At 71.9% G+C, this 24,421-nt stretch carries 18 protein-coding genes and 1 pseudogene; 4 read left to right on the top strand and 15 right to left on the bottom strand.

The window, feature by feature from the left end; all coding sequences use genetic code 11:
* Positions 1 to 30 precede the first annotated feature (30 nt).
* From ACPCK6_RS03890 to ACPCK6_RS03880, 3 genes are all read right to left on the bottom strand, one after another.
* Positions 31 to 423 carry a hypothetical protein gene (locus tag ACPCK6_RS03890; protein ID WP_423480355.1) on the bottom strand — a complete coding sequence of 131 codons (393 nt, stop codon included), beginning with the start codon at positions 421 to 423 and terminating at the stop codon, positions 31 to 33.
* A gap of 7 nt (positions 424 to 430) precedes the next feature.
* Positions 431 to 1,108: a hypothetical protein gene (locus ACPCK6_RS03885; protein WP_423480354.1), complete on the bottom strand. Its 678-nt coding sequence runs from the start codon at positions 1,106 to 1,108 to the stop codon at positions 431 to 433.
* Between the two features lie 388 nt (positions 1,109 to 1,496).
* Positions 1,497 to 1,907, bottom strand: a complete 411-nt coding sequence (locus tag ACPCK6_RS03880) for a RidA family protein (protein ID WP_396881918.1) — start codon at positions 1,905 to 1,907, stop codon at positions 1,497 to 1,499.
* 78 nt (positions 1,908 to 1,985) lie between these two features.
* Between ACPCK6_RS03880 and ACPCK6_RS03875 the strand changes: the two genes are divergently transcribed.
* Positions 1,986 to 2,363 (top strand): winged helix-turn-helix transcriptional regulator, encoded by a 378-nt coding sequence (locus ACPCK6_RS03875; protein ID WP_423480353.1) that lies wholly within the window; start codon positions 1,986 to 1,988, stop codon positions 2,361 to 2,363.
* Positions 2,364 to 2,404: 41 nt separating this feature from the next.
* Here the strand turns inward: ACPCK6_RS03875 and ACPCK6_RS03870 are convergent, their stop codons facing one another.
* From ACPCK6_RS03870 to ACPCK6_RS03850, 5 genes and pseudogenes are all read right to left on the bottom strand, one after another.
* Positions 2,405 to 3,085: an excalibur calcium-binding domain-containing protein gene (locus tag ACPCK6_RS03870; protein WP_423480352.1), complete on the bottom strand. Its 681-nt coding sequence runs from the start codon at positions 3,083 to 3,085 to the stop codon at positions 2,405 to 2,407.
* Between the two features lie 176 nt (positions 3,086 to 3,261).
* A pseudogene (locus ACPCK6_RS03865) lies at positions 3,262 to 4,070 on the bottom strand (P1 family peptidase).
* 95 nt (positions 4,071 to 4,165) lie between these two features.
* Positions 4,166 to 4,507, bottom strand: a complete 342-nt coding sequence (locus ACPCK6_RS03860; protein WP_396881921.1) for a DUF1330 domain-containing protein — start codon at positions 4,505 to 4,507, stop codon at positions 4,166 to 4,168.
* A gap of 48 nt (positions 4,508 to 4,555) precedes the next feature.
* Positions 4,556 to 5,086, bottom strand: a complete 531-nt coding sequence (locus tag ACPCK6_RS03855) for a response regulator (protein ID WP_423480351.1) — start codon at positions 5,084 to 5,086, stop codon at positions 4,556 to 4,558.
* Positions 5,087 to 5,158: 72 nt separating this feature from the next.
* On the bottom strand, positions 5,159 to 5,767 hold the full coding sequence (locus tag ACPCK6_RS03850; RefSeq protein ID WP_423480350.1) for a class I SAM-dependent DNA methyltransferase: 609 nt from the start codon (positions 5,765 to 5,767) through the stop codon (positions 5,159 to 5,161).
* A gap of 165 nt (positions 5,768 to 5,932) precedes the next feature.
* On the opposite strand from ACPCK6_RS03850, the gene ACPCK6_RS03845 reads away from it, so the two are divergent.
* Positions 5,933 to 9,409: an NACHT domain-containing protein gene (locus ACPCK6_RS03845; protein ID WP_423480349.1), complete on the top strand. Its 3,477-nt coding sequence runs from the start codon at positions 5,933 to 5,935 to the stop codon at positions 9,407 to 9,409.
* A gap of 41 nt (positions 9,410 to 9,450) precedes the next feature.
* Positions 9,451 to 10,371: an alpha/beta fold hydrolase gene (locus ACPCK6_RS03840; protein ID WP_423480348.1), complete on the top strand. Its 921-nt coding sequence runs from the start codon at positions 9,451 to 9,453 to the stop codon at positions 10,369 to 10,371.
* Here the strand turns inward: ACPCK6_RS03840 and fxsT are convergent.
* The 7 genes from fxsT to ACPCK6_RS03805 form a co-directional block, all read right to left on the bottom strand.
* Positions 10,349 to 14,284, bottom strand: coding sequence for an FxSxx-COOH system tetratricopeptide repeat protein (gene fxsT / locus ACPCK6_RS03835; protein WP_423480347.1), 3,936 nt, complete (start codon positions 14,282 to 14,284; stop codon positions 10,349 to 10,351). The two genes, ACPCK6_RS03840 and fxsT, sit on opposite strands and share 23 nt — an antisense overlap.
* Positions 14,281 to 15,471 carry a TIR-like protein FxsC gene (locus ACPCK6_RS03830; protein ID WP_396881927.1) on the bottom strand — a complete coding sequence of 397 codons (1,191 nt, stop codon included), beginning with the start codon at positions 15,469 to 15,471 and terminating at the stop codon, positions 14,281 to 14,283. Before ACPCK6_RS03830 ends, fxsT begins: the two co-directional genes overlap by 4 nt.
* A 129-nt stretch (positions 15,472 to 15,600) precedes the next feature.
* The gene (locus ACPCK6_RS03825; protein ID WP_396881928.1) at positions 15,601 to 16,407 is read right to left on the bottom strand and encodes an AAC(3) family N-acetyltransferase; all 807 of its coding nucleotides are present in this window, start codon (positions 16,405 to 16,407) and stop codon (positions 15,601 to 15,603) included.
* Complete coding sequence (locus ACPCK6_RS03820; protein WP_423480346.1) at positions 16,404 to 18,710, bottom strand: FxsB family cyclophane-forming radical SAM/SPASM peptide maturase; 2,307 nt, start codon at positions 18,708 to 18,710, stop codon at positions 16,404 to 16,406. Before ACPCK6_RS03820 ends, ACPCK6_RS03825 begins: the two co-directional genes overlap by 4 nt.
* A gap of 6 nt (positions 18,711 to 18,716) precedes the next feature.
* Positions 18,717 to 18,890: a hypothetical protein gene (locus ACPCK6_RS03815; protein ID WP_318336107.1), complete on the bottom strand. Its 174-nt coding sequence runs from the start codon at positions 18,888 to 18,890 to the stop codon at positions 18,717 to 18,719.
* A gap of 272 nt (positions 18,891 to 19,162) precedes the next feature.
* Positions 19,163 to 21,424, bottom strand: a complete 2,262-nt coding sequence (locus tag ACPCK6_RS03810; protein WP_396881930.1) for a hypothetical protein — start codon at positions 21,422 to 21,424, stop codon at positions 19,163 to 19,165.
* A 10-nt stretch (positions 21,425 to 21,434) separates the two neighbouring features.
* Positions 21,435 to 23,480 carry a hypothetical protein gene (locus tag ACPCK6_RS03805; RefSeq protein ID WP_423480345.1) on the bottom strand — a complete coding sequence of 682 codons (2,046 nt, stop codon included), beginning with the start codon at positions 23,478 to 23,480 and terminating at the stop codon, positions 21,435 to 21,437.
* Positions 23,481 to 23,788: 308 nt separating this feature from the next.
* Between ACPCK6_RS03805 and ACPCK6_RS03800 the strand changes: the two genes are divergently transcribed.
* Positions 23,789 to 24,421: RICIN domain-containing protein (locus tag ACPCK6_RS03800; protein WP_423480344.1), on the top strand; the 633-nt coding region annotated here is incomplete at its 3' end.

Raw genomic sequence — 24,421 nt, 5'->3', positions numbered from 1 at the left:
TGCCCGAGGCCCGGGGCGGGGTGGGCCGGCTCAGCCCGGGAGCGTGGCCCGCCTGATGTGCACGCTGATCGCGTCGCCGACGGAGGCGATCACCAGGTCACCGCCGGCCCCCGTTACGGCAACCAGGTCGACGGCCTCGCCGTCGTGCCCGTCGTAGGCGTCGCCGACCTGCCGGAGTCCGTCGTCGAGCAACACGACACCACCCTCGTGGCCTGAGACGATCCAGGGCCGTCCGGCGGCGGTGACCAGCGCCACCGTGCTGCAACGGCCGTTCCCGTGATCGTCGAACTCGCGGAGGAGTCCGCCGGTCACGGCGTCCCGCAACTGCAGATCGTCCATGCCCGCCGGGTCGAAGTCGAAGTCGTCGGCGCCGACGTCCAGGCCCTGGACGAGCACCGCCCGGCCGTTCAGCACGCCGAGCACGGCGACGTCAGCGCGGTCGCTGAGCTGTAGCGGCTGCCTGACCGCTCTGCGGCCCATACGTCCCACAGCGCAGCCATGGAATCCGCCAGGCATTCCGCGTCGCCGACGGTGTCGCCGTGCACCATCGCCAGTAGTCTCTCGCCCGTTGCGGCCATGGGGCGCCGGTGCTGATGGAGAGCACCATCCCGATCAGAGCCAGCACGTCCACCGCCAAGAGAAAGAGGTGCACATACCGGTACCGGCGCGTCATCGTGCCGGCTACGAGCGTCGCCGGCGTGTGGTTCACGAGCGCCGCGATCTTGTTCAAGCGCGTCTGGTATCCGCCCGGAGGCACCCGGTTGTGGCCACCCACGCCCGGGGTCAGGGCGGCAATCGGAATGGGCGCGTGCCCCGAGACCCGCAGCTCGATGTCGAACCCGTCGATCCTGACCCCGTCGACAAGTGACCGGGGAACGCGGTATCTGACGAGCGGGTTGGCCACGACGACGTGCGTGCGGGTCACCGCCACGAAGGCAGCCGGCCCCGCGAGGTACATGAGCAGGACGAGCGTGCCGATCGGCGTAAGGAACAGCAGCAGCATCTGGGGGGTATAGGGGATGTGGGAGGGCGTTACGAGGACGAAGGCGCCGGCCGCCGTGCCCATGGCGATCGCCGTCAGGGCGAGCGGGTCGTTCCGCCGGATCATGGCCTCCACTCCCCATCAGGTCGGCTGACCGCCCCGCGCGGAGCCGGCGACCTTGCAAGGCAGGATCATGATGTACGCGTGGCGTCGCATGCGCGAGAGGCGCCGGACCGCCGGCGCGGGCGGAGACCCGGGAAGTCCGCACGGATCGGTTGGTCCCTCGCTCTCCTTGCCGGCTATGCGCTGTGGAGTTGGGCCGTGCACGGCTGGGCCGACGCCCACGACTACCGCGGATTGCTCGACGGATGGCGTCCCTGGTATCTCGCCGTCGCCGCCGTGACCTACTGGCCACCCGCGTGCCTCCTCTGGTGGTGGATCTACCCGAGGCAGGGACTCGTTCCGTGGATGCGCGAATGACGGTGGATGTTATGTACGTCGAGCAGAAGGGTGCTCACTGCGCGATCGCTGTCGCCTCCAACTCCACCAGCACGTCGGGCTCGAAGAGGTGATCGACCCCGATCAGCGACGCGGGCGGAAGCGGCTGCGGCAGCCCGAGTTCCGCGGCGACCGACTCGATCCCGGCCATGAACGGTCCGATCTTCTCGGGCGTCCAGTCGGTGACGTAGAAGGTCAACCGGACGACGTCCTCGAACGATGCGTCCGCGCCGGCGAGGGCGCGGCCGGTGTTGCGCAGCACCTGAGCGACCTGACCGGTCAGGTCTCCGGGTGCGACGGGTGAGCCGTCGGCCAGTCGTGCGACCTGGCCGCTGACGTGGATGTGGCGTGATCCGGTGGCCACCGCGACGTGGTGGTACGGCGTGTGCGGCTGAAGACCGGCAGGGCTGAGACGGGTGACGGACATCGGTGCTCCTCCACTGGGCAACTGAGGTTTACCATTGATACCTAGTTGACGGAGGACACTTCAAGGAGACCTGGTTTCATGAGCGATACCGCCACCCCCGGTACGGGCGAGCTGCGCATCGACGCACCGCACCGCGAGCTGCTCGACCAGGTGCTGGACAAGTGGTCGCTGAGCGTCCTGAACGAGCTGTGCGAGCGTCCGTGCCGCTTCAACGAGCTGCGCCGCGCCATTCCGGCGGTGACACAGAAGTCGTTGACGGCGACGCTGCGGCGACTCGAACGCAACGGCATCGTCGAACGTCACGTCGTGGCGACCCGCCCGGTCGCTGTCGAGTATCGGATCACCCCGCTGGGCAAGACGCTGCGTGCACCGGTCGACGTGCTGCTCGACTGGGCCGACGCCCACATGGCGCAGATCGAGCGCGCCCGCAGGGCATTCGACGACGAGCTGGAGTGACCACCGGGGCGGCACCGTCCGATCCGCCCCGGTGCCGGATGTCACTCGCAGACCATGCCGTCGTTGTCCCGGTCGATGTACCAGTAGTACTCCGGATCCTTGCCCTGCCGGTACGGGCCGTACCCGTTGGCGTTCGCCTCCTTGCAGGTGCCGAAGCGCGGGTCGTTGCCGCCGCCGCCCGAACTGCCGCCGCCCGTGCTGCCGCCGCCGGAGTCGCCGTTGCCGCCACCCGGCTCACACGCCTCGCCGTCGAGGTCACGGTCCAGCCCGGTCCGGTACCCCGGCTGGCCGCGCCGCAGCGGCGCCTTGCCGGCTGCGCGTACGGCATCGCAGTTCTTGTAGTAGACGGCGGGCTTCGTGGTCTTGCGCGGGGTCGGCTTCGACGCGGGCTTCGCGGTGGTCGGCGCGACCGTGGTCGGTGACGGCGACGGCTCGGGCGACACGGTGCTGACCTCGGGCGCGGGGGCCGTGGTGGTGGGCGCCGCCACTGTCGGCACCCCCTGGGCCACCTTCTCCGGCGATCCGCTCGGCTCGGAAGTGGCGCATCCGGTCATGCCGATGCCCAGCAGCGCGCCGCTGCAGGCGAGGCCGAGGAACACCTTGATGGCAGCCGACCGGCGGCTCCACCACGACGGCCGTGGCGGTGCCGAGAGCGGGATGCCGGGCTTGTCGGGCAGCGGCGCCTGTTCGCACCGCGGATCCTGGGGAGGGAGTTCGGTCACAGCGGGCAGTGTGGAGCGACGTGTCCGCACGGGAGTGTCGCTGAGCCGACAGACCGGCCCTTACCGGCGTGATAAGCGACGAAACGGTCGGCGTCGGCCGGAACATCGGCATCGATGCGGCGGATGATCGGACTCGGCGCCCTCGCCGAACGGCCGACGGTGAGAGGCGCGGTGGATCAGGCGTACGGCCGGGCCGTGAGCCGTCCCGCCGCCGCCAGCCGCTCGACGGCGGCCCGGTGGGGAACCGCGTGACTGGTACGACCGCCCACGCCAGTAGTGGTGACGGCGGTGAACAGCGAGTTGAGCAGCGCCTCCTCGACCGCGTCCAGCACGCCGGCGAACACCGGATCGATCGCGCCGTCCGGGATCGGCTCCTGATCCGACGTGGTGAACGCGATCGCGTAGTCCCCGCTCGTGGTGCTGAACGACGCGCCCACCCGGGCCATCGCGAACACCGCCCGGCGGGCGAGCCGCCGAAGTTGGACTGGACCAGCGCCCCGACTGTCCGCGTGTGGCCGGCGGTCCGGACCGTGCGGGACGAGGTGCCGATGCCCGCCTTGTAGCCCAGGGCGGTGGTACCGGTACCGGCGCCGACGCAGCCTTCGGCGGGGAGCCAGCCGCTCGCCCCGGCGACGGCGGAGAGGACGTGTTCCTCCGTGATGGGGCGGCGGCGGATGTCCGACAGGTGCCCGTCGTTCGTCTCACCGACCAGCGGGTTGAACGACAGCCCGTCCGGCCGGCGCTCCATCAGGTGCCCGAGCAGCGCGTCCGCCGCCCGGAACACCGACAGCGTGGCGGTCAGCACGACCGGGGACTCCAGTACGCCGAGTTCGTCCACCTGCGTCGAGCCGACGAGCTTCCCGTGGCCGTTGCCGGCGTACACCGCTGCGGGCAGCGTCCACCGTCCGGGGCCGAGCCCGCTCGGCACGATCGCGGTGACGCCGGTGTGCAGGTCGGCGCCGTCGTCGACGGTGGTGTGACCCACCAGGACGCCGGGGACGTCGGTGATCGCGTTGTGTGGCCCGGTCGGCAGCGACCCGACGACGATCCCGAGGGCGCGGACGCGCCGCCCGGGCCGGCTCAGGACGCCGCCGCCCGGATCGCCTGCGCCATGCCGGTCGGGGAGTAGTCGTCGGGGACGCCCTCGACCAGGATGATGTCGCCCTCGATGTGCCGCGAGCGCAGCGGCGCGATCTCCTGGTAGGCGGGTGAGTCCCACCAGGCCCGGGCCTCGGCGATGCCCGGGAAGCCGAGCATCACGACGGCGCCGGGCCACGTGCCCTCCTTCACCTCGTGCGGCGTGGCGTGCACGAGGAAACGGCCGCCGTACGGGGCGAGGGTGCCGGGGAGCCGCTCGACGTACTCGGCGATGTCCCGGTGCGGGGCGGCGTCCTGGAGGTGGGCGATGGCGTACGCGGGCATGGTGTCCTTCCGGCCGTCGAACTCCGAACGCCGATCCTGACACAGCGGTCAGCAGTCGTTCTCGCCCATTTCCGTGAACTCGTCGAGCGGGACCGTCCGCCGCACCTCCCCGCTGTCGTCGAAGTCGGTGACCAGGACCGAACCCGGCCGCAGCTCGGCCAGTTCGGCGATCCGGAAGTCCACGCCCTCGGTGCGGAAGTTGTTGTCGTGGGTGGCGCCGGAGACCCGGAAGGCCGCCTGCGCGTCGACCACCGGCCCGGGCGGGAAACCCTCAAGGGGTACGAGGGCGGGCGCGGTCGCGTCGCGTGGCACGTCGTACTTCCGTCTCGGCCAGGACGGCCGCTCCGGCGTGGGCGCACCAGGCGAGGCGGACTCCGCCACGGAGGTCAGCACCACGAGGTCGGGCGGCCGGTCCGCGCACCAGGCGAGCGCCGCGTGCGGACGGCCGTGGGCGTCCACTGTGAGGCCGGTGACGCCCTTCACCTCCGGCGTACAGGAGGTCAGCCCGGCCAGCACGATCAGGGCGGCGGCCGGCGTCGCGACGGCCCGGCGTGTCCTCGTACCCCATCGTGCGGCCATGCTCCGACGGTGACAGCGCCGTGTCACCCCGCGGTCCGCGTTCGGTTGCGGCCTGGTGACGATGGAGCGCGCTCAGGCGCCGGACGCCACGGCCGCGACGGCGGCGTGCGGGCGGTGGACCTCGTCGTCGAGGCGCGTCAGGCGCTCGACCTCCGTGAACCCCGCCCGCCGCAGGCGCGCGGAGAACTCGTCCACCGGCCAGCGGTACGCGGTGGCGACCTTGTGATCGAAGGCGCTCACCTCGTCGCCGACGAAGATGCCGGCCACGAGCCGTCCACCCGGCACGATCGCGCGGCGGAACTCCGCCAGCACGCCGTCGAGGTCCGGTGGCGGGAGGTGGATCAGCGAGTACCAGGCGAGGATGCCCGCGACGGAGTGGTCGGGGACGGCGAGGTCGTCCAGCGACCCGAGCCGGTACGCGCCGTCCGGGTGCGTCGCCCGCGCGTGCGCGACGAACTCGGGAACCATGTCGATCCCGGTGGCGTCGACGCCGAGCGAACGGAGATGGCCGGTGAGGTGACCGGGCCCGCATCCCAGGTCGAGCACCGGACCGGTCCGGACGGTCAGGTGCCGGCCGATGAGCGCGAGGTCGTCCGCGTGCACCTTGCCGGTGGTGCCGAACAGTTCGATGTAGAGCGTCGCGACCGCCCCGTACGCCTGCCGTACCCGTGTGTGGTCCACCCGTCGACCATAGGGGTCGGACGCCTTCGCCGCATATACCGGATGAATGAGATGAATGAATGGAAAAGTCGTCGTAAAGCCGCCGCCCGGTGAGGAATCGATAGCTTTCCGTCACTGAAGTTTCTATCCTTGAAGAATCCGATCGCCAGCAGCGGAAGGGGCGGCATGCCGCGCCGTTCGAGCCTCAGCTATCGAGATGCGTTAAGACTGCTGGCCCCGGGCAGCACGCGCATCACCGAGACCGACAAGGTCGTCAGCGCGGGGATCCTGGGCGCTGGAGCCCTCTCCCACGGTACGGCGCTCGCGCTGCTCGGCCCGAAGAACGCACTCGTGCAGCTCGTCCGCGACGCCACCGGAAACCAGGCCGGCCGCATCCGGACAACCGGCGGGAAATCGTATTACGAGCTGCTGGAGGCCAGCCATACCGTGCTGGCCCTCTCCGCGTTCTTCGACGGTTTCCGGGACGAGGTCGGGCCGGGTTTCGACAGGCTCGAACTGACCGACGAGGAAAAGGTCGGCATGGTGCCGGCCGAGCGGCGGCATCACACGCTCCCGCAGGAGATCGACGGCGGCTACTTCCCGTTGCCCTCCTCGGTGTACGGCATGGACGACACCCGCCGGGACGTCGAGGCCGCGTACGTCAGGCTCTACGACGCCACCATCGCGTTCTGCGAGGGCCTGGCCGCCTGGCCGTCGGTGCGGCGCGGGCTCGACCTCACGTCGCTGCGCTCCCGCGTGGTGAGCCGGGCCATGTCGCACTACCAGGACCGGTTCGACCGGCTCGCCACGGACCTCCCCGAGTTCGGGTTCCGGATGATGCGGCAGGCGATCGAGCACAACCTGAGAGACAACCGCACGCTGACCACCGAGGTCTCGGCCCGTCTGGACGCGCTGGCGCAGCTCTACCGCAACCTCGCCGAGCTGTCCGGGCCGGTCGCCACCGACCGGCCCGACCTGCTCCGCGAATCCCTCGACCGGCTCACCGGCTCGCTCGCGGCGGTGTTCCGGCAGCCGCTGCTGCGGATCAAGGACGTCGACTTCCATCTGCGGCTGCCGAACGTGGACAGCGGATTCATCAGCCCCGACTTCCGGGCCGCCGAGTACGGCAAGCACACGTCACCGGAGCGGGAGTCCTGGTGGGACGACCAGCCGCGCCGGGGTGACCTCGTCGGGTTCCTCTCCCGGTACCTGACCGACCCGGCGAGCCTGCACCGTCCGCTGCTGCTCCTCGGCCAGCCGGGCGCCGGCAAGACGCTGCTGACTCGGGTGATCGCGGCCCGGCTGCCGGCGAGCCGGTTCACCGCGATAGTGGTGCCGCTGCGCCGGATGTCCGGGGACACGTCGCCGGCCGAGCAGATCGAGGCCGCGATCGAGCAGGTGATGGACGAGCGCATCCGCTGGGCGGACCTGCGCCGGGCCACCCAGCACACCACCGTCGTGGTGATCTTCGACGGGTTCGACGAGCTGGTCCAGGTCACCGGCACCGCCCACTCGCAGTACATCGACCGGGTGGCCGAGTTCCAGGAGGCCCAGTGGGACCTGGGCTACTCGGTCATCCCGATCATCACGTCCCGGATCCTGGTGATGGACCGCGCCAGCGTGCCGCAGGGCACCGTGCTGGTCCGGCTGGAAGACCTGACCGACGCCCAGGTGACGGCCTGGCTGACCGCCGTCAACGCGGCCAACGAGGACCGGCCCGGCTACCGCCGGCTGTCCGCCGGGGAACTGCTGTCGCACGGCGAGCTGGCCCGCCAGCCGCTGCTGCTCACGCTGCTCGCGATCTACTACAACGAGCACTGGGCCGACCGCCGTCCCGGCACCGCCATCTCCCGCTCCGACCTGTTCACCGGCCTGCTCACCGCGTTCATCAGGCGGCAGGTCAGCGAGAAGGCACCGACCGCGCTCGCGCACCACGAGCGGGAGGCCCGCGAGCACCAACTCCGGCGCGACCTGGCGATCACCGCGTTCGCCATGTTCAACCGCAACCGGGAACTGGTGAACCGGGCCGCGCTCCGCCTCGACCTGGACTGTTTCGGCTCTCGCAGCGGTGACGGCTCCCGGTTCGAACTCGGCGACGTGCTCGGCCCGGAACAGCTGGTCACCGCCGCGTTCTTCGTGGTGTACGGCCCGGACGACGTGCAGGGCGAGGACGCCCGGCGCACGTACGAGTTCCTGCACACCACGATCGGGGACTTCCTGATCGCCGAGTACGTCGTCGGGGCGCTGCGGAGCCTGGCCGAGCTGCGCCGGCACACCCGCAGCCCGGCCGGCTTCGGCTATCAACTGGACACCGGTCAGTTCCGGGCGCTGCTCTCCCACCAGCCGCTGGTCAAGCGGGAGGCGCTGGTCGAGTTCGCGCGGGATCTCAGCTCCCGCCATCCGCAGGAGCGGGACGCGATCGTGGAGACCATCTCCGGCCTGCTGGCCGAGGCCCGGCAGCGGACCGACCTGGCCGGCGTGAACGGCTACCGGCCCGCGCCGTACGACCCGGTGCGGCTGCTCGCCGCGTACACCGCGAACCTGGTCGCGCTCGCCGCGCTGGTGTCACCCGACGGCGTACGCCACACCGACCTGATGGACGAGGCGACCTGGGTGTCCACGGTCCGGCTGTGGCGGGCCGGGCTGGACGAGAAGGGCCAGCTCGCGATGATCAGCTGGCTGAACCGCGACGCCGACGGCCGGATCATCGCCGAGCGGCGGCGCGAACGCCGCGGGGAGACGGTGAACGTGGCCGCCGAGGAGGCGCGGCTGCTCGGCGACATCACCACCTACGGCCAGTTGCAGGCGGGCGCGCGGACGTGGCGCGGTCAGCAGCCGGACAGCTTCGAGGCGGGCCGGTTCCACGCCGACCTGGTGTCGCTCGCCACCCGCCGCTGGCCGGTGCCGTCGCTGCACCAGCTCATCCTGTACGACGAGCGCAGCTACCGGCGGCTGTGGGCGCGCGCCGTCGAGTCACCGGAGGCGGTGTCCAGCACGAGCGCCACGGTCCTGCTGGAATGCCTCGCCGAGGACGGCGCGCAGTTGCCCCGCGAGGTGGTGTGCGGGCTGACCCGGGTGGCGCTGAGCCGGCTGCCCGACTCGCCCACCGCACCACCCGAGCTGATCATCTCGTGCCCGTACCTGATCGACGAGTTCCCGGAGCTGGTCGACTCGCTCGGCTCGACCGACGACCACGCGGTGCTGCACGCGCTCATCCTGCGGCACGGGCTCCACCGGCTGCCGCAGCGGTACGTGCCCCGGGTCCGGAGGGTGCTCGCCGACATCGAGGACCGGCTCGCGGAGCTGCCGCTGGAGGACGGCGTGGTGTCGGCCGAGATGGCCGAGCAGTTCGCCGCCGCGCGTGCCGACAACCGCACCGCGCTGTGGCTGCTGATGGCGTTGGACGAGTACGCCGACCTGGCGTGGCCGAAGATCCCGCCGAAGACGATGCACGCCCTGCTCGCGCACCGGCTGCCGGACGAGTTCCTCGACGAGGCGAGCCTGTGCCGGCTGCTCCTGGATTATCTGCGGGCCCACGACCGGGTGCCCGCCGAGGTCTCGCTGGCCTCAGCCCTCGACACGCTGCGCGTCCTCGCCGCATCCGACGACCACGCCGGTCAGCCCGGCCACGCCGGCCCGATCCCGGCCGCCGAGGCGGTCTGACCACGCCGCCCGTACCGCCACCACCCGTCCGGAGGCCCCGATTGGCACACTCGCCCAGGCACCGAGAGCACATCGTCCGGACGGGAAGGAGGAACCTGGCGGTCGACATCGCCGGGGCGGAACGCGGCTGGCCCGTGTTCCTGATGCACGGCACACCCGGCAGCCGCAACGGTCCACGACCACGGCCCATCGTGCTGTACCGGCTCGGCGTACGGCTGATCTCGTACGACCGGCCGGGTTACGGCGGCTCCAGCCGGCTGCCCGGCCGCCGCGTCGCGGACGCCGCCGCGGACGTCGCGGCCATCGCCGACGACCTGGGCCTGGACGGGTTTTCGGTGGTGGGGCGCTCCGGCGGCGGCCCGCACGCCCTGGCCTGCGCCGCGCTGCTGCCGGACCGGGTACGGCGGACCGCCGTCCTGGTCGGCCTCGCCCCGGCGGGCGCGACCGGGCTGGACTGGTTCGGCGGCATGACCGACGCCAACGTGCGCGACTACGGCGCCGCCGAGCACGATGTGCCGATGCTCGCCGAGCAGTTGCGGCTGCGGGCCGAACGCACGATGGACGACCCGGGCTCGCTGCTGGCGCTGCTGGTCGGGCAGATGACCGAGGCCGACCGCCGGGTGGTGGCCGGGGTGCCGATCCGCCGGCAGCTCACCGACGCCTATGCCGAGGCGCTGCGCCAGGGGCCGCACGGCTGGATCGACGACGTGCTGGCGTTGCGCGCCGACTGGGGCGTCACGCTCCCGGACATCCGGATGCCGGTCCGGCTCTGGCACGGCGCGGACGACAACTTCGCTCCGGCCAGCCACACCCGCTGGCTGGCCGAACAGATCCCCAGCGCACAGTTGCACGTGCAGCCGCGCAGCGCGCACTTCGGCGCGGTGGAGGTGCTGCCGGAGATCCTCGCCTGGCTGGCCGACCCCGTCGAGCGGGCCACCGTCAGATCGGATGCGGGTCGATGATGCGCCGCTGCAACCGGTTCTCCCGGAGGGTCTCGACCGCCGGGTGGCTCTCGCCCAGCCGGTAGGTCAGTTCGCGGGTGATCGCCTCCAGCTCCGCCCGCCGGCCGCCCTCCACCCGCTCCTGCATCACCGTCAGGTTCGCCCGGCAGCGCAGCGTGTTCGGGTGGTCGCGGCCGAGCATCCGGTCCAGGCCGTCGTGGGCACGTCGCAACAGCGCCAGCGCCTCCAGGTCCGCCGCCTCCCGGCCCTCCGGCGGGTCGGGCTGCTCGGCGATGCAGATGGCCTGGTTCATCCACCCCGAGAGGGGGTACGGATGGTCGTCGCCCAGCACGTCGGCGAGCGCGTCAGCGGACCGGCCGGCGAGTTGCCGGGCCTCGGCGAAGTCCCCGGCGCGGCGGGCCACCATGGCGAGGTTGACCAAGCAGACGAGCGTCAGCGGGTGCCCCGGGCCGAGGTTGTTCTGGTAGACGCGGTGCACCTCGGTCAGTTCCCGGCTGGCCCGCTGGAACAGGTCGACGGTGAGCAGGTTGACGGACAGGCTCAGCCGGCAGGTCAGCGTCTCCGGATTGTCCGGCCCGAACCGCTCGTTCAGCAGCTCGTACGCGGCTTCGAGGAGCTTGCCCGCCTCGACCGCGTGCCCCGCCGAGCGCAGCGACACCGCCAGGTTGGTCTGCGCGCGCAGGGTCATCAGGTGCTCGGCCCCGGCCGTGCGCAGCAGGTCCCGGTGTACGCCGCGGAGCCGGGCGATGGACTGCTCGTAGTCGCCGGCGTCGCGCATGTCGATGCCCACGTACGCGGACGAGGCGAGCGTGTCCGGGTGGTCCTCGCCGAGGATCGCGCGGCGCCCGGCCAGCACCATCTCGTCGTTCTTGCGGGCCTCCCGGAAGTCGCCCATCAGGCGCTGGGTGGTGGCGAGGTTGTTCAGCGCGACGAGGGTGCGCGGGTGCTCCTCGGTGAAGTTCCGCTTCCACGCGTTGAAGGTGATCTCGTCCAGGCGCAGCGCCTCGTTGTACTTGCCCATGCCGCGCAGGTCGCGGGCGAGCCCGCCGGCGGTCATCAGGGTGTGCGGGTGGTCCTCGCCGAGCAGTTCCCGCTGGGCCGCGAGGACCTCCTCGTCCAGCGCGCGGGACTCGGTGAACTGCCCGAGGAAGGCGAGGATGTTGGCGAGGTTGAACTGCAGGTGCAGCAACTGCCGGCGCAGGTCGTCGCGCGCCCGTGCGTCGGTCTCCTCGGCGAGCATCTGCTCCCAGGTCTGCGCGACCTCCTCACCGAGCCGCCGGCCGGTCTCCAGGTCGCCGCGCAACTGGAGGTAGCGGACCCGGTCGATCATCAGCGCCCGCACCTCCACCCGGTGGCTCAGCGGTGCCTTCGACGCCTCCAGGTGGGGCCAGATGACCCGGAACCGGGGCCAGCCGTCGGGGTCGTCCACCTCGCCCTCGGGCCGGGCGGCGGCGAGCACGAGGTGGACCTGGCGGCGCGCCTCGTCGAGTTCCTCCTCGGTCATCCGGGACCGGACGGCGTGCTGGAGCAGGCGGTGCATGAGCACCAGGCCGCCCCGGCCCCGCTCGCCGCCGGACGGGCTCTCGGCCCGCAGGTCGACCCGGACCAGGGCGAGCCGGTTGGCCTGCTGCACCAGTTGCTGGCGGACCAGCCGTTCCTTGGCCTGCGGGTGGAACGGCACCAGCGCCTCGGCGAACTCGTCGCTGTAGACCAGGTCGGCGGAGATCTCCGGGGCGAACACCGAGCACAGTTGCAGCACCCGGTAGGCCGCCGGGTTCCGGGTCCGCAGGTGGTTGAGCGACAGCTCCCAGGTGGCCTCCACGGAGACGTTGCTGTTCGGTTCCATCACCGCGCCCGGCCCGAACTTGGCGATCTCGGTGAGGTAGCTGTCGACGGAGTGGCCGGTGTCGGCCAGCCACGCAGCGGCGGCGGTGACGGCGATCGGCAGGTCGCCCAGCAGGGCGGCGATCCGGTCGGCCTGGTCGACGCGCATGGTCGGCACCCGCTCGGTGAGGTGCTGGATGCTCTCCGCGCGCTTGAACACGTCGACCGGGATCGTGGTGGCCCGCTCGACCCACTGCAGGTTCCGGGACGTGATGACGACGTGGCCCTTGCCGTCCGGCACGTACGGCAGGACGCCCTCGACCTCGTCGGCGTTGTCCATGATCAGCAGCCACCGGAGGTCGGTGCGGCGCAGCGCCTGGAGCACCAGCCGGGCGTTCTCCCGGTTCGACTCCGACGACGGTACGCCCAGGTAGGGCGCGAGGTCACCGATGGCGGACTCAATGAACGGCACCTGGTCGGCGTCGATCCACCACACCATGTCGTACGCGGCCCGGTAGCGGTGGGCGTACTCCAGCGCGAGCTGGCTCTTGCCGATGCCGCCCATGCCCTGCAACGCCACCGGCCCGGTGCCGGAGAGCACCACCTTCGGGCTGCTGCGCAGCAGTGTCCGCAGCTCGCGCAGGTCCGCCTCGCGGCCGGTGAAGCGCTTGTTACGGCCCGGCACCTCGAACACCGTGTTGTCCCGGCCGGGGAACCGGGGACCGGTCGGCAGTTCCAGGTCGGCGGGCACACCCTCGCGGCCGACCAGGCGCAGGATCCGCGCGGCGGCGGTGCGTGCCTCCAGCCCGGCGACCGACACGGTGTGCGCGGCGGGCACGTTCGCCAGGCGTCGCACGTCCGCCACGTAGACGACGAGCGGCACCTGGTCGGGCGAGCGGTCCGGCGCGGCGAGCACCGCCTCCTCGTTGGCGTTCGCCTCGGAGACGATGATCAGTTCCCGGGCGGTCCGGGGCGCCTCGTCGTCGGTGAACCACGGGTCGGTCACCCGGACGTCGGCCGAGACCAGCAGGTGCCCGATCCACTCCGCCCACACCCGGTCGTACGGGGCGTGCCGGAGCATGATCTCGTTCTCCACCGAGTTGGAGGTCCGGGTGAACCGGGCGTTGACCCGTTCGCGGATCGCGCTGCTCATCGGCGGCAGCGACTCCACCTCGCCCCGGGTGATCTCCCGGGCCAGCAGCTCGTACGCGGACAGCAGCGACCCGTTGACGCCTGGTTGGTCGGCGAACGTGGCGAGCAGTTCCTCGTACGCGTAGAACGCCTGGTAGGGCACCTGCATCCGGGCCCAGTACCGGTCCCGTTCGGCCTCGCTCATGCCGCTGGGCAGACCGCTGAACCGCTGCCGCGCCACCGCCCGCCCGGTGTCCGCCTTGACCTTCTCCGCCGGGTCGATACGCATCGGCACCGGCAGCACCCGGATCCGCCGCGACCCGTACCGGTGCTCGACCAGTCGGGCCACCTTCGCCGCACCGGTGATGCCCTGCTCGCTGAGGGTGAAGCAGGTGACGAGCACGTCCGGCAGTTGGATGGTGCAGATGTCGGCGACGTCGGAGAAGCCGGTGCGGCTGTCGATCAGCACGTAGTCGTAGTTGCGCTTCATGTCGGCGCGCAGCGCGTCGAAGAAGTAGCCGCCGCCCTGCCGCTCGTAGAACTCGTCCCAGTTCATCCCGGCCAGCGCGCCCGCGTAGTCGTTGTTCTGCTGGCCCGCGCCGAGGAAGTCCAGCGTCCCGTCACCGGGGAAGTTGGACCAGTTCAGCGAGAACGAGTACTTGTGCACCCGGGCGTACTGCTCGTGCCAGCGGTCGTCGCCCTTGTCCTGCTTGGTGGTGGTCGCCCACTCGTACTCCCGGATCAGGTCGATCACCCCGCCGGTGCTCTCCAGCGCGTCCCGGTCGATGAAGGGCGCGAAGAAGCGCGACAGGCCGGGGGACTCCAGGTCCCAGTCGACGGCGAGCACCCGCTTGCCGTTGGCGGCGAGGATCCAGGCGACGTTCGCCAGCGCCATCGTCCGGCCGGTGCCGCCCTTGTAGGAGTAGAAGGTGACGACCTGTCCCTCACGTCGGGTCATGTGTCCACTCCCTCGTCGGACGGCGGGTTCTCCCAGAGCCGGGGCTTGTTGATGGGCGGTCCCGGCGGCGGGTAGGTCGGTCCCGCCTCCAGGTAGCGGCGACGCATCCGGCGGACCAGATCGTGGATCTCGGTCCGCCAGTCGTCCCACGTGGTGATCTTCAGCGGGCGTGTGGTGGCGGAGAGCATGGTCACCGCCCGGTCGAGCAGCCCGGCCGCGTGCGAGCGGTGGGCGTGGTGGGCGTCCTCGCTGATCAGCACGACGCCCACCCAGCCGTGCAGGCAGTCGACGGCCGCCTGGACGGCTTCCGCGCCGTCCGGCGTCGCGACCACCAGCGGATCGATCATGAGTACGCCCGGGCAGGACCGGAACAGTCCGGCGTCGGGGACGAAGTCGCGGACGTCGATCGGCATCCGCAGTCGCTGCACCGCGTCGGTCACGTCCTCGATCACCGGCGGCCGGCCGCGGAACGGGCGCCACCGGCCGGCGTGCGTGTCGGACCGGCCGTTGAGCCGCCCCGGGTCGGCCGGCTGGTCGGGTGCGATCACCACCGCCCGGAACGGCACCTCGCTGGTCGGGGACGACGGCAGGTCGGTCGGGCCGGTCGGCGGCTCGGCCGGTTGCAGCGGCGTCTGCTCGGCGGTGTCGACGATGTGCTGCGCCAGGCGGCCCAGCACCTCCTTGTAGGCGTCCTGGAACTTCTGGAGCCGGCAGAGCGCGCTCATGCCGTTCGCGGCGTACACGTCCACGTCGGCGGCCATCGCCACGGCCCGGGACTGGTCCGGCGCGTGGAGCGCGGCGGGCGACGGGATCCACAGGACCGGCAGGATGTTGTCGCCGTCCGGCGGGCGGCCGGCCCGGATCAACCGTTGCCGGAACCACTCCCGTTCCCGGCGCGAGTCGTCGCGGTTGAGGTAGTCCGGTGAGTACAGCGGGACGAACACCTCGGCCTCGGCCAGCGCGGTGCGTTTTCGTTCCGTCCGGGCCTCCGGCGGCCGCACCATGAAGTCGGCGAAGCCCTGCCGGCGTACCCGGTCGCCGGGCCGGCCGTCGATCGCCAGGTTGAGATCGTGGTAGAAGCGGCGGACCCAGTGGTCGCCCGGGGTGCGGTCGTTGTGTGTCGGCGGGGGGACATAGCTGAGGAAGAAATAGGGCGGGCCCGGCAGCGTGGGCCGCTCAGAGGTCACGACGACACGACCGTTCCACGGGACGAGTGTCTGACCCCCAACCGGTAGTGATCACGCGCTGCTCCCCAGTCGACACGATGCGGCGTCTATCGATCAGGGTAGAGAGGTTGCGCCCGGGTTACCAGGCCCTCACCGTCCGATGTGGGCGTCCATCCACGCGACGGCGGCGCCGACCGCGTCGGATATCGGCAGCAGCCGGGCCCGTGCGTCACCGACCGTCCCGTGCCGGGTGAACGCCGCCCGGTCGAGTTCCGCGCCGATCGCCGGAAAAGGGGCCGCATCCAGGTGCGGAGCCTCGAAGTCGAGCCGTTCCCGGCGGCCGTCGCGCAGCACGTAGCAGCGGTACGGACGACGCGGTGCCGGGCGCCGCAACCGGTACTCGGCGAGGTGCAGCGCGGTGCATGTCGCATAACCGACACCGAGCAGCAGTGTCCGGGCGCCGGCCGCCTCCAGGGCGGCGAGCGGGGACCGCTCCCCGAGATGGGAGTCGAGGTCGTGGACGCGCATCAACTCCTCGGCCCGCGGCCCCCACGCGCTGAACGACGTCTGCGGGTGCCGGCTGCGGACCGCGCCGGGCAGCCGGCGTACGTGCTCGGCGAACGCGCCGACCCCGAACGACGGCGTCACGGCCGGGTCGAAGCCGGGCATCCGTTCCTCGTACGCCAGGCGTTCCTCGTCGGTGAGCCCGGCGGTCGCGGCGCGGTACGCGGGGCTGCTCACCGAGTTGTCAGGGGTCTGCGCCGGGACCACGACGGTGCCGGACGGGCCGACGGCGGCCCGCAGCGCGCCGGCCAGCGTGGCCGGCCCACCGTCGACAGGTCCGAGCGCGCGCAGGGAGCAGTGCACGAGCACCACGTCGCCGGGGCCGAGCCCGAGCGCGCGCAGATCGGCGGTGAGCGTGTCGACCCGGTACGCGGGCGGGACGGCGGTGGTCACGACGGCCACCCGGACATCGAGCGGGCGACCTGCCGGACCAGCCGCGAACCGGCCGGGGTGAGCGCGTCCGCCCGTTGCAGCGCGCCGATCGCCTCGGCCGTCCAGTCGCGGTACCGGCGGTAGACCGCCTGCGCGCCGTCGACCTGGCGGTCGGCCCGGATCCGCCAGATGTCGGCCACCGCCGCGTGCGCGTAGATGCCGTGCAGGACGGCCTCGGCGGGGCGCGGGTCGGGCCGCCAGCCGACGGTGATGTCGATCGGACGGGTGCCGTCGACCAGGTCGCAGACGTCCAGCAGCGCGTTCATCTTGCTGTGCTGGAACTCGTGCACGAGCAGCACCGCGAGCGAGCCCGCGTCGGTCTCCGTGGCCGCGACGCCGCCGAACGCCTGCCGGGCGGTCGACGCCTCGCTGACACCCGCGCCGCTGCGCCGCAACGGGACCACGGCCCGCAGCCCGGTACGCAGTTCCTCGGCGTGGCCCGGCACCTCGTCCCGGATCACCTGCCACGCCGCCGCGAACGTCTCGGCCCAGCGCACGGCGCCCGCGTCGTCGAGCCGGTCACCGGCGGGCAGCCGGTGGCAGTCCCGGTGCGGGTCGCCGTCCTCCAGCAGGACGCTCACGTCCGCCGCGGCGAGCACGCGGGTCGGCCACCACCGGGGCGCGTCCCCGGGCGTCCCGGGTCGGATCGCCACGCTCACGTCCCCGGCGGTCACCCGCAGCGAGCCGGGGCCGGTCTCGACCCGTGCGGTGCCGTCGCCCACCTCGGGCAGCAGCACTGTGCCCACCGTCGGCAGGTGCAGGCGGCCGGATCGCACCGGCACGTCCAGGCGTACCGGGGTGCCGGCGCCGAGCGCGGCGGCGGCCGCGAGCGCGCTCAGGTAGTCGGGCCCCTGCCGCGCGCCGCTGCCTGTGCCGGCGAGGCAGTCGACAGCCCACGCCCGCACGTACGGGTGGGCCGCGATCCGGGCCACCGACTCCGCCGCGCTGCGGTCGAGCGCGGTCAGCGCCTCCCAGCCGTCGGCTCCGGCCCCGCCGGCCGGCAGCCGGTCGGCCACCTCGGCGAGCAGGGCGCGGACGATGGCGATCTGTGCCTCCACGAGCCGGCCGATGGCGACCCGGTCGCCGGTCGGGGCCGCGAGGCGGTCGATGAAGTCGTCGGGCAGGCCGGCGTCGAGCCGGACGGGTGCCGGTGGGTTCTCGTTCACGTGCACGATCAGCTCTTTCAGATCGGCGCAGTAGACACTCGGATGATCGAAGTGCCCGGCGCCGTACCGGTGGGCGAACAGTCCGCCGCCGCACTGGTCGACCACCGGGCACCGCCGGCACTCGTCGCTGAGACCGGCCCGGCCGGAGCGGCGGCGGGCCAGGAGCGGGCTGGCCGCCACGTCGTCGGCCGCGTGCGAGAAGACGGTCATGCCGGTGGCCGGCGCGCCGTCGTACGCGGTCTTGAGTGAGTCCGCCTGCTCCCACTCGCCGTCCGTCTCGATCACCGCCAGGTCGACCGGGTCGAGACCGAGCCACTCGGTGCCGCTGGGTCCGCCCGCGGCGGTGGACCGCAGCGAGTCGAAGAGGCGGACGGCGACCGGCCGGCCGTCCGCGAGCCAGCGGTCGTAGACGGTGCGCAACCAGCCCGCGTACGCGGTGCCGCCGCCCGCCGGCCGCCACGGTGGGTCGTCCCAGGTGGCGTGCGGGAGCAGAAAGTCGATCCGTGGTGGCTCCTGGGCGAGCAGCGCCTCGTACACCGCGATCGGGTCGTTGCGCACGTCCACCGTGCACAGCAGGCCGGAGTAGATCCGCCGGTACGCCGGGCGGCGCAGCAGCGCGAGCGCGCGCAGCACCTGGTCGTAGCTGCCGGCGCCGGACCGGAAGCGCCGGTGCCGGTCGTTGGCGGCCCGGTCGCCGTCGAGCGACACGCCCACCGCGACGTCGTGGTCGGCGAGCAGGTCACAGAACCGCTCGGAGAGCAGTACGCCGTTGGTCTGCATGCCGATCCGCAGCCGCGTGACCGGGCCGATGACGCGCCGCAGGTCGGCGAGCGCCTGACCCAGCCGTTCGGGGCCGAGGAGCAGCGGTTCACCGCCGTGCAGGACGACGGTGACGTCCGGCAGCCGGTGGGCGTCGGCATGCTCGGCGATCCGTCCGGCCGCGGCCCGGAGCACGTCCGGCGTCATCCGCACCGGGCGGCGGCGCCAGCTCTGGTCGGCGTGTTCGTAGACGTAGCAGTGGTCGCACGCCAGGTCACACCTGGCGTGCACCTTCAGGACGAACTCGGTGAGCGCCGCGCGGGCCGGCCCCGGGGACATCGCAGATCAGATGAACGAGCCGAACTTCGCCGCCGGAACCCGGGTCTCATCGAGATGAGCCGCCATCACCCGGCGCACTATCGGGGATATGTCCGCTGCGGAGAGCCGGTCGAGGGGCTCCGCGCGGACCCTGCCCAGCGACACCGGGGGCTCTTCCTGGCGCATGGGTACGGTAGTCATGACTTTTCCTTAGGTTCGTGTATGCGCCCGTCGAGCACAGCGGCGACGGCACACTATTAGCTCAGGGGATCCAGCACAATGGACCCATTGGCGCGAAGGTGAATCTCTGGACGGTTCACCGACCGGCCTCGTCGTCATCGGCGGTAGCGACCGGAAGGGATCAATTATGCGCCTTTTTAACCATCTAGGCCACGAATCAAAAGTCCAGACTTTTACAGAAATCGTCCACCCCGATCCCCTGGTCAGACGAGGGACCGGGGTGGACGAGCGGCTCAGAGCGCCGGGCCGCTCCCGGACGGCGAGCCGAGGCGGATGTCGACGTCGGCGGGCTCGGTCATCTGGTCGTACGCCTTGGTCCGGAGCCGGTTGGTCTGCACCTCGCCGTCGAGCAGCGCCGCCCGCAGCGCCTCCGCGTCGCTGATCTCCTTGGCGGTCACCGCGTCGGCCGCGGTCGTGATGCCCTGCACCACCTCCAGGTGGGTGCCGTCGGTGGGCATCAGCTCGGTCCACTTCGCCAGGCAGTACACCCGCTCGGGCACGTCCTGGCACTCGGTGGTCAGCTCGGGCATCTCGTCGCCGCTGCCGAGGTGGCCGGTCCGGTACGTCGTCAGCTCGTCCACGAACGCCTCCAGCTCCCGCTCCACCTCCGGCGCCAGGCGCGTCGCCACCACCTTCCCGAAGATCCACCGCAGCGCGGTCAGCTCCATGCCGGCCCGGACCGGCAGGTAGAGCTTCGCCCAGCTCGCGTTGACGAAGTCGCCGGGGTCGCGCTCCGGGGCGCGGGCGTCGCCGCCGGACCACCAGCCGGGGTACGCCACGAACGACGCGCGCTCCCAGTCGAAGACCCGGTGCCAGAAGTCGATCTCCCACGCCTCGTCCCGCACGCTGGCCGGGAAGTGCGACTCCACGATCTGCGAGACCATCTCGTTCACCGGCGAGAAGCCGGCCCGCAGCCGCGCCTCGAACTCGTCCCCGGCCGCCTCCGCCGCGGCCAGTGCCTCGTCGCGCCGGTCCTGCCACTCCTGGAGATCGGTCAGGTAACCCGCGACGAGCGCGTTGTACGCCGCGTCGTCGGCGGTCTGGTCCACCACTGTCGGGGTACGCCGGAACCCGGCGGCGAGCTGCACGTCGGCACCCGGACCCGCCAGCCAGCTCCGGGCGCCGACGTGCACGCGTACGCGCAGCACCGGCCGCCCGTCGGCCTCGGTGACCACCGGCACGCCCACCACCCGGGCGGCGATCGCGTCCGGCGGACGGCGGGTGATCAGCGTGAGGTTCTGCCGGATCGTGTCGATGTCGCCGTCCCACTCCCAGCCGGCGTCGAACGCGACGTCGACGTCGTAGTCGGCGCTCATGTCGCCGGTGAATCCCCACTTGTCGAGCGTGACCACGGGGGAGTACACGACGCGCGTCTCCACCGCGGCGGGTGCGCCACGCGGCGGGCGCTCCGGCTTCACCGGCATCGGGGGCAGCGCGGCTACCGCGTTGTCGCGGATCCGCTGCCGTCCGCCGATGATCTTCTGGGCGAAGGCGAACGCCGGATCCTTGATCGTGGGGGCCCAGCAGACCCGCGCGCCGTACCGCTCGTGCGCCAGCTCCAGCCGTTGCAACACCTTGAAGTAGTGCAGCGTGATCGGCGTGGCCCGGTTCGGGTTGCGGACGGTGCGCTTCGAGGACGACTCCGTGCCGGTCTCGGTGACCAGCTTGAAGTCGGTCTTGTGCTGGGTGCGGTAGCGCGCCGCGACCTTCGAGGTGGCGGTCCGGCTGTCCTTCACGGCCCGGCGGCTCGTCTCCTGGCTCGCCGCGGTGACGCTGCTGGCGAAGCCGATCGTGTGGCTGGCGTTGAAGGTGCCCCAGATGCCGGTCGGGCTGGTGTACTGGCCGGTGTGGCTCGCGTTGAGCCCCCAGGTGTCGGTCAGCGACTTCTGCCGCTCGAAGCCCTCCTGGAGTTCGGTGGTGAGCGCGCTGGTCAGCTCGACGTCGGTCTGCTGTTCCGACTCGTTCTGCTCCTCCAGGGTCAGCTCGCGCTTGGTGTAGGTGCGTTGCTCCAGCACCGCCTCCTCACCGGGGGCGAGCGCCAGCGCGTAGACGTGCTCGCCGAGCGCGAAACCCACCGGCCGGATCCGGGTGCGGTCGAGGAACGCGATGCCCACGTCGGACTGGAGCAGGCCGGCGAGGAACTCCGCCTGCTGGTCGCCGAGCAGCGTCTGGCGCCGCGCCGGTGGCTCCCGGTACGACATGCCCGAGTCGGCGCCGGGCAGCGCCTCGGTGGCGGCGTCCATCTCGTTGGCCTTCCACAGGTCGGCGAGGCCGAGTTCTTTGAGCAGGTGCGGCAGCCGGTCGCCGTCGAGCCCGCCGTAGCGGATCGCCTCGATCAGTGCCTGCTTGACGTAGAACGGCAGGATGGGCGTCTCGCCACCGCCGAACGTGAGCCGCACCGGTACGAAGTAGTTGGAGTAGACGTACCGGTCGGAATGCGCGGTGCTGAAACCAAGCGTCGCCGGATCGGCGTCGGCGACGACGACTCTGCCCATCGGTGCTCCTCTACTGCGGCAGGTTGAACAGGGTTTGCAGGCCCCGGTACGTCATCTCGTGCGAGGTGACGAAGAACCCGGGGAACAACTGGCTGAGGGCGGCCTGGCGGACGACCGTCTCGCGTACGGCGTGCGCGGTCAGCTCGTCGAGGCCGGCGACGACCTCCGCCGGCACACCGCCCTTGGCGGCGCGCTGGTACGCCTCCGCGATCGCCTCCCAGCGCCCGTCGAACGTCTCCCCGAGGTCGTCGGCGACGGTCCCCCAGGTCTTCTCGAAGCGCTCCAGCTTCGTCGAGGAGGTCCAGTCGACGTTCGTGACGCGGGCCGCCTCGGGGTCGACGAGCAGCAGGTCGGAGCGGAGGTCCCCGACCGTGGTGGACGCCTTCCACCGGAACCGTTCGGCCAGGTGGGTGGCGAGTGCCTTCTCCGCGCCGGTCGCGGCCGGGTTGCCGGTGAACCCGACGAGCCGCAGCAGCAGATCCCGGTCCGGGTGGCCGAGCAGCATCTGGGCGACCGTCTGGCGCAGCACCGTCTCGGAGCCGCGCAGCGCGGGCGCCAGCTCCGGGTGGGCCGCGCGGACCGTCTCGACCACTGTCGCCAGCGACTTCTCCGCGAACGGCTCCAGGCCCGGTGACCGGCCGACGAGCTGCGCGATCTCGGCGGCCATCCGCCGGTGCACCTGCTGGCCGAGCCGCCACGGCTGCGCCTGCCCGGCCTTGCGCAACGCGCGGAACTCCTCGTACGCGACGGTCTGGAGCGCCCTGTTGAACGCGGTGGTCAGCCGCTGCTCCAGTTGCCGGGCGATGGCGGCGCGTACGACGGCGGCCTGGATGTCCCGGGGTGTCTTCGGTGGTTTCAGCTCACGCAGGTCCTCGACCCGCTTGATGATCTCGTCGAGCGCCTCGTTCAGTTCGGCGCGGGTCGCGGCCCGGCCGGCCGACGACACCGTCTCCGACATGCTCGCCATCAGCACGGGCCGGCCGTCGAGACTCACCAGCGCGCCGAGCCGGGTACCCGCCCCGGCGCCGGCGAACGCCTCGGCGTGCGCCGCCTGGTTGAACAGGGTCAGTGTGAGTTCGGCGTCGGCGAGCAGCACCCGGCCCTGCCGGAACAGCGCGTCGAGCACCTTCGGGGGGAAGAGCGTCCGCAGCACCGCGAGGCCCACCTGGGGCGCGGCGAGGATCGCCGCCCGGCCGATCGCCACCAGCAGCGCGGCCGTCCGGGCGGTCAGCAGGCGCGCCTCCCGGGCGCCCGCGAGCAGCAGCGGCACGTACCGGACGGCGGCGCGGACCGCGACGCCGCCGAGCAGCCGGGCGAGATGCACCAGACCGGTGAGCACCTGGTAGAGGTCGCCGGCGACGCGCCCGAGCAGCCGGCCGGCGGCGAACGGGTCGAGGTTCTCCAGGTGCCGGGCGAACTCGGCCGCCCAGCCGCGCCACAGCGCCAGCAGCCGCTCCGGGACGGTCGTCGGGTCGAGCGCGGCGACGATGCCGGCCAGCGCCTGGCGTACGACTGTCGCCTGGTCGGCGAGGCGCTGGACACCGGCGCGGGGGTCGACTGTGAGCACGATGAGCGTGGTGAACTGCTCCTGCTGGAGGCGGCCGATCACCTGCACGAGCTTGCCGAGGTCGACCACCACTGTCGCCACTGATTCCCCGACGCCGACGGCGAAGCCGTCCAGGAACAGCTTCGGGTTGATCCCGTTCCAGGCCGCGTAGTGCCGCATCGCGTCGAGTAGCGCGGGGTCGAGACCGAGCAGGTAGCGTCGGAACGTGCCGTCGGAGTCGACGTCGGAGGCGGCCAGGTCGAAGAACGCCTCGGCCAGTCGCAGTCGCGCGAGCATCGAGACCAGGTCCCAGACGTTGTCCGGGGTGATACGGCCGGTCATCGCGGCCAGCACGCGCTCGCGGGTCATCGAGCGCGTGGCGTGCGCGTCCATCCAGTACCTGACCGTCAGCGCGACGAACTCCACCCGTGGATCCTGGGTACGTGCGCCGAAGACCGCGGCCCGGTCCTCGACGGGCACCCGCGGCACGCTGAACCAGTCCCGGATCATGACGGATTCGTTCGCCGGCTGCCCCAATTCCCCCACCCCCCTCCAGCCGTGTGCACTGTCGGGCCGCAGTGCGGGCGGCGGTAGTGCTGGGTCGAGAAGCTGACATCGTCCCGCCGACCGCGCGCTCGTCGGTCCATCGATTGTTACGACTTGACGTACGACGTGTTATCGCTCACAGTCGATGGCACGGGACGGCGGCATCGATGGCCCACCGGGCGGGCGCGGGTCGCCGGGTGCCAGGCCGGGTGTGGGATCAGTGCGTGACGACGAATTGTTAGCGCTCACAACGTGTGTTCAGAGGGAGGAACATGTTCGCATTCGGTAGGTCCCCATCGACGGTGTCGCCGCCGCGACGGCGCGGATGGCTGCCGCGAGTCGTCGCGTCGGGCGCGACCGCGGTACTCGTCGGCGCCGCCGCAGTGGCTGCCGTGTCCGCGCCCGCCGCCGCCGCGAGCGTCGACACGAACGCCTGGTACGTCCTGGTCAACCGCAACAGCGGCAAGGCGCTCGACGTCTACAACCTGGCCACGAACGACGGCGCGCGGATCGTGCAGTGGTCACGCAACAACGGCAACCAGCAGCAGTGGCAGTTCGTCGACTCCGGCGGCGGCTACTACCGCCTGAAGTCACGGCTGTCCGGCAAGGTGCTCGACGTCTACAACTGGTCGACCGCCAACGGCGGCAGCATCGTGCAGTACTCCGACCTCAACGGGACCAACCAGCAGTTCCGGCTGGCCGACTCCGACAGCGGCTACGTCCGGCTGATCAGCCGCCACAGCAACAAGGTGGTGGAGGTGCAGGGCGCCTCGACCGCCGACGGCGGAAACATCGTCCAGTACGACGACTGGAACGGCGCCAACCAGCAGTGGCAGCTCGTCCGGGTGGACGGTGGCGGCGGCAACCCCACCACGCCACCTCCGACGACCCCGCCGCCGGGTGGG

This window comes from Micromonospora sp. AB353, from assembly GCF_049538395.1.
Classification (GTDB): domain Bacteria; phylum Actinomycetota; class Actinomycetes; order Mycobacteriales; family Micromonosporaceae; genus Micromonospora; species Micromonospora aurantiaca.
This window is presented reverse-complemented; position numbering and strand designations above follow the sequence as displayed.

Bases quoted from the DNA above. Each gene is read 5' to 3' on its own strand.
- ACPCK6_RS03885 (WP_423480354.1), bottom strand. From the start codon at position 1,108: ATGATCCGGCGGAACGACCCGCTCGCCCTGACGGCGATCGCCATGGGC.
- ACPCK6_RS03880 (WP_396881918.1), bottom strand. From the start codon at position 1,907: ATGTCCGTCACCCGTCTCAGCCCTGCCGGTCTTCAGCCGCACACGCCG.
- ACPCK6_RS03875 (WP_423480353.1), top strand. From the start codon at position 1,986: ATGAGCGATACCGCCACCCCCGGTACGGGCGAGCTGCGCATCGACGCA.
- ACPCK6_RS03860 (WP_396881921.1), bottom strand. From the start codon at position 4,507: ATGCCCGCGTACGCCATCGCCCACCTCCAGGACGCCGCCCCGCACCGG.
- ACPCK6_RS03855 (WP_423480351.1), bottom strand. From the start codon at position 5,086: ATGGCCGCACGATGGGGTACGAGGACACGCCGGGCCGTCGCGACGCCG.
- ACPCK6_RS03845 (WP_423480349.1), top strand. From the start codon at position 5,933: ATGCCGCGCCGTTCGAGCCTCAGCTATCGAGATGCGTTAAGACTGCTG.
- fxsT (WP_423480347.1), bottom strand. From the start codon at position 14,284: ATGACCCGACGTGAGGGACAGGTCGTCACCTTCTACTCCTACAAGGGC.
- ACPCK6_RS03820 (WP_423480346.1), bottom strand. From the start codon at position 18,710: ATGTCCCCGGGGCCGGCCCGCGCGGCGCTCACCGAGTTCGTCCTGAAG.
- ACPCK6_RS03815 (WP_318336107.1), bottom strand. From the start codon at position 18,890: ATGACTACCGTACCCATGCGCCAGGAAGAGCCCCCGGTGTCGCTGGGC.
- ACPCK6_RS03810 (WP_396881930.1), bottom strand. From the start codon at position 21,424: ATGGGCAGAGTCGTCGTCGCCGACGCCGATCCGGCGACGCTTGGTTTC.
- ACPCK6_RS03805 (WP_423480345.1), bottom strand. From the start codon at position 23,480: ATGATCCGGGACTGGTTCAGCGTGCCGCGGGTGCCCGTCGAGGACCGG.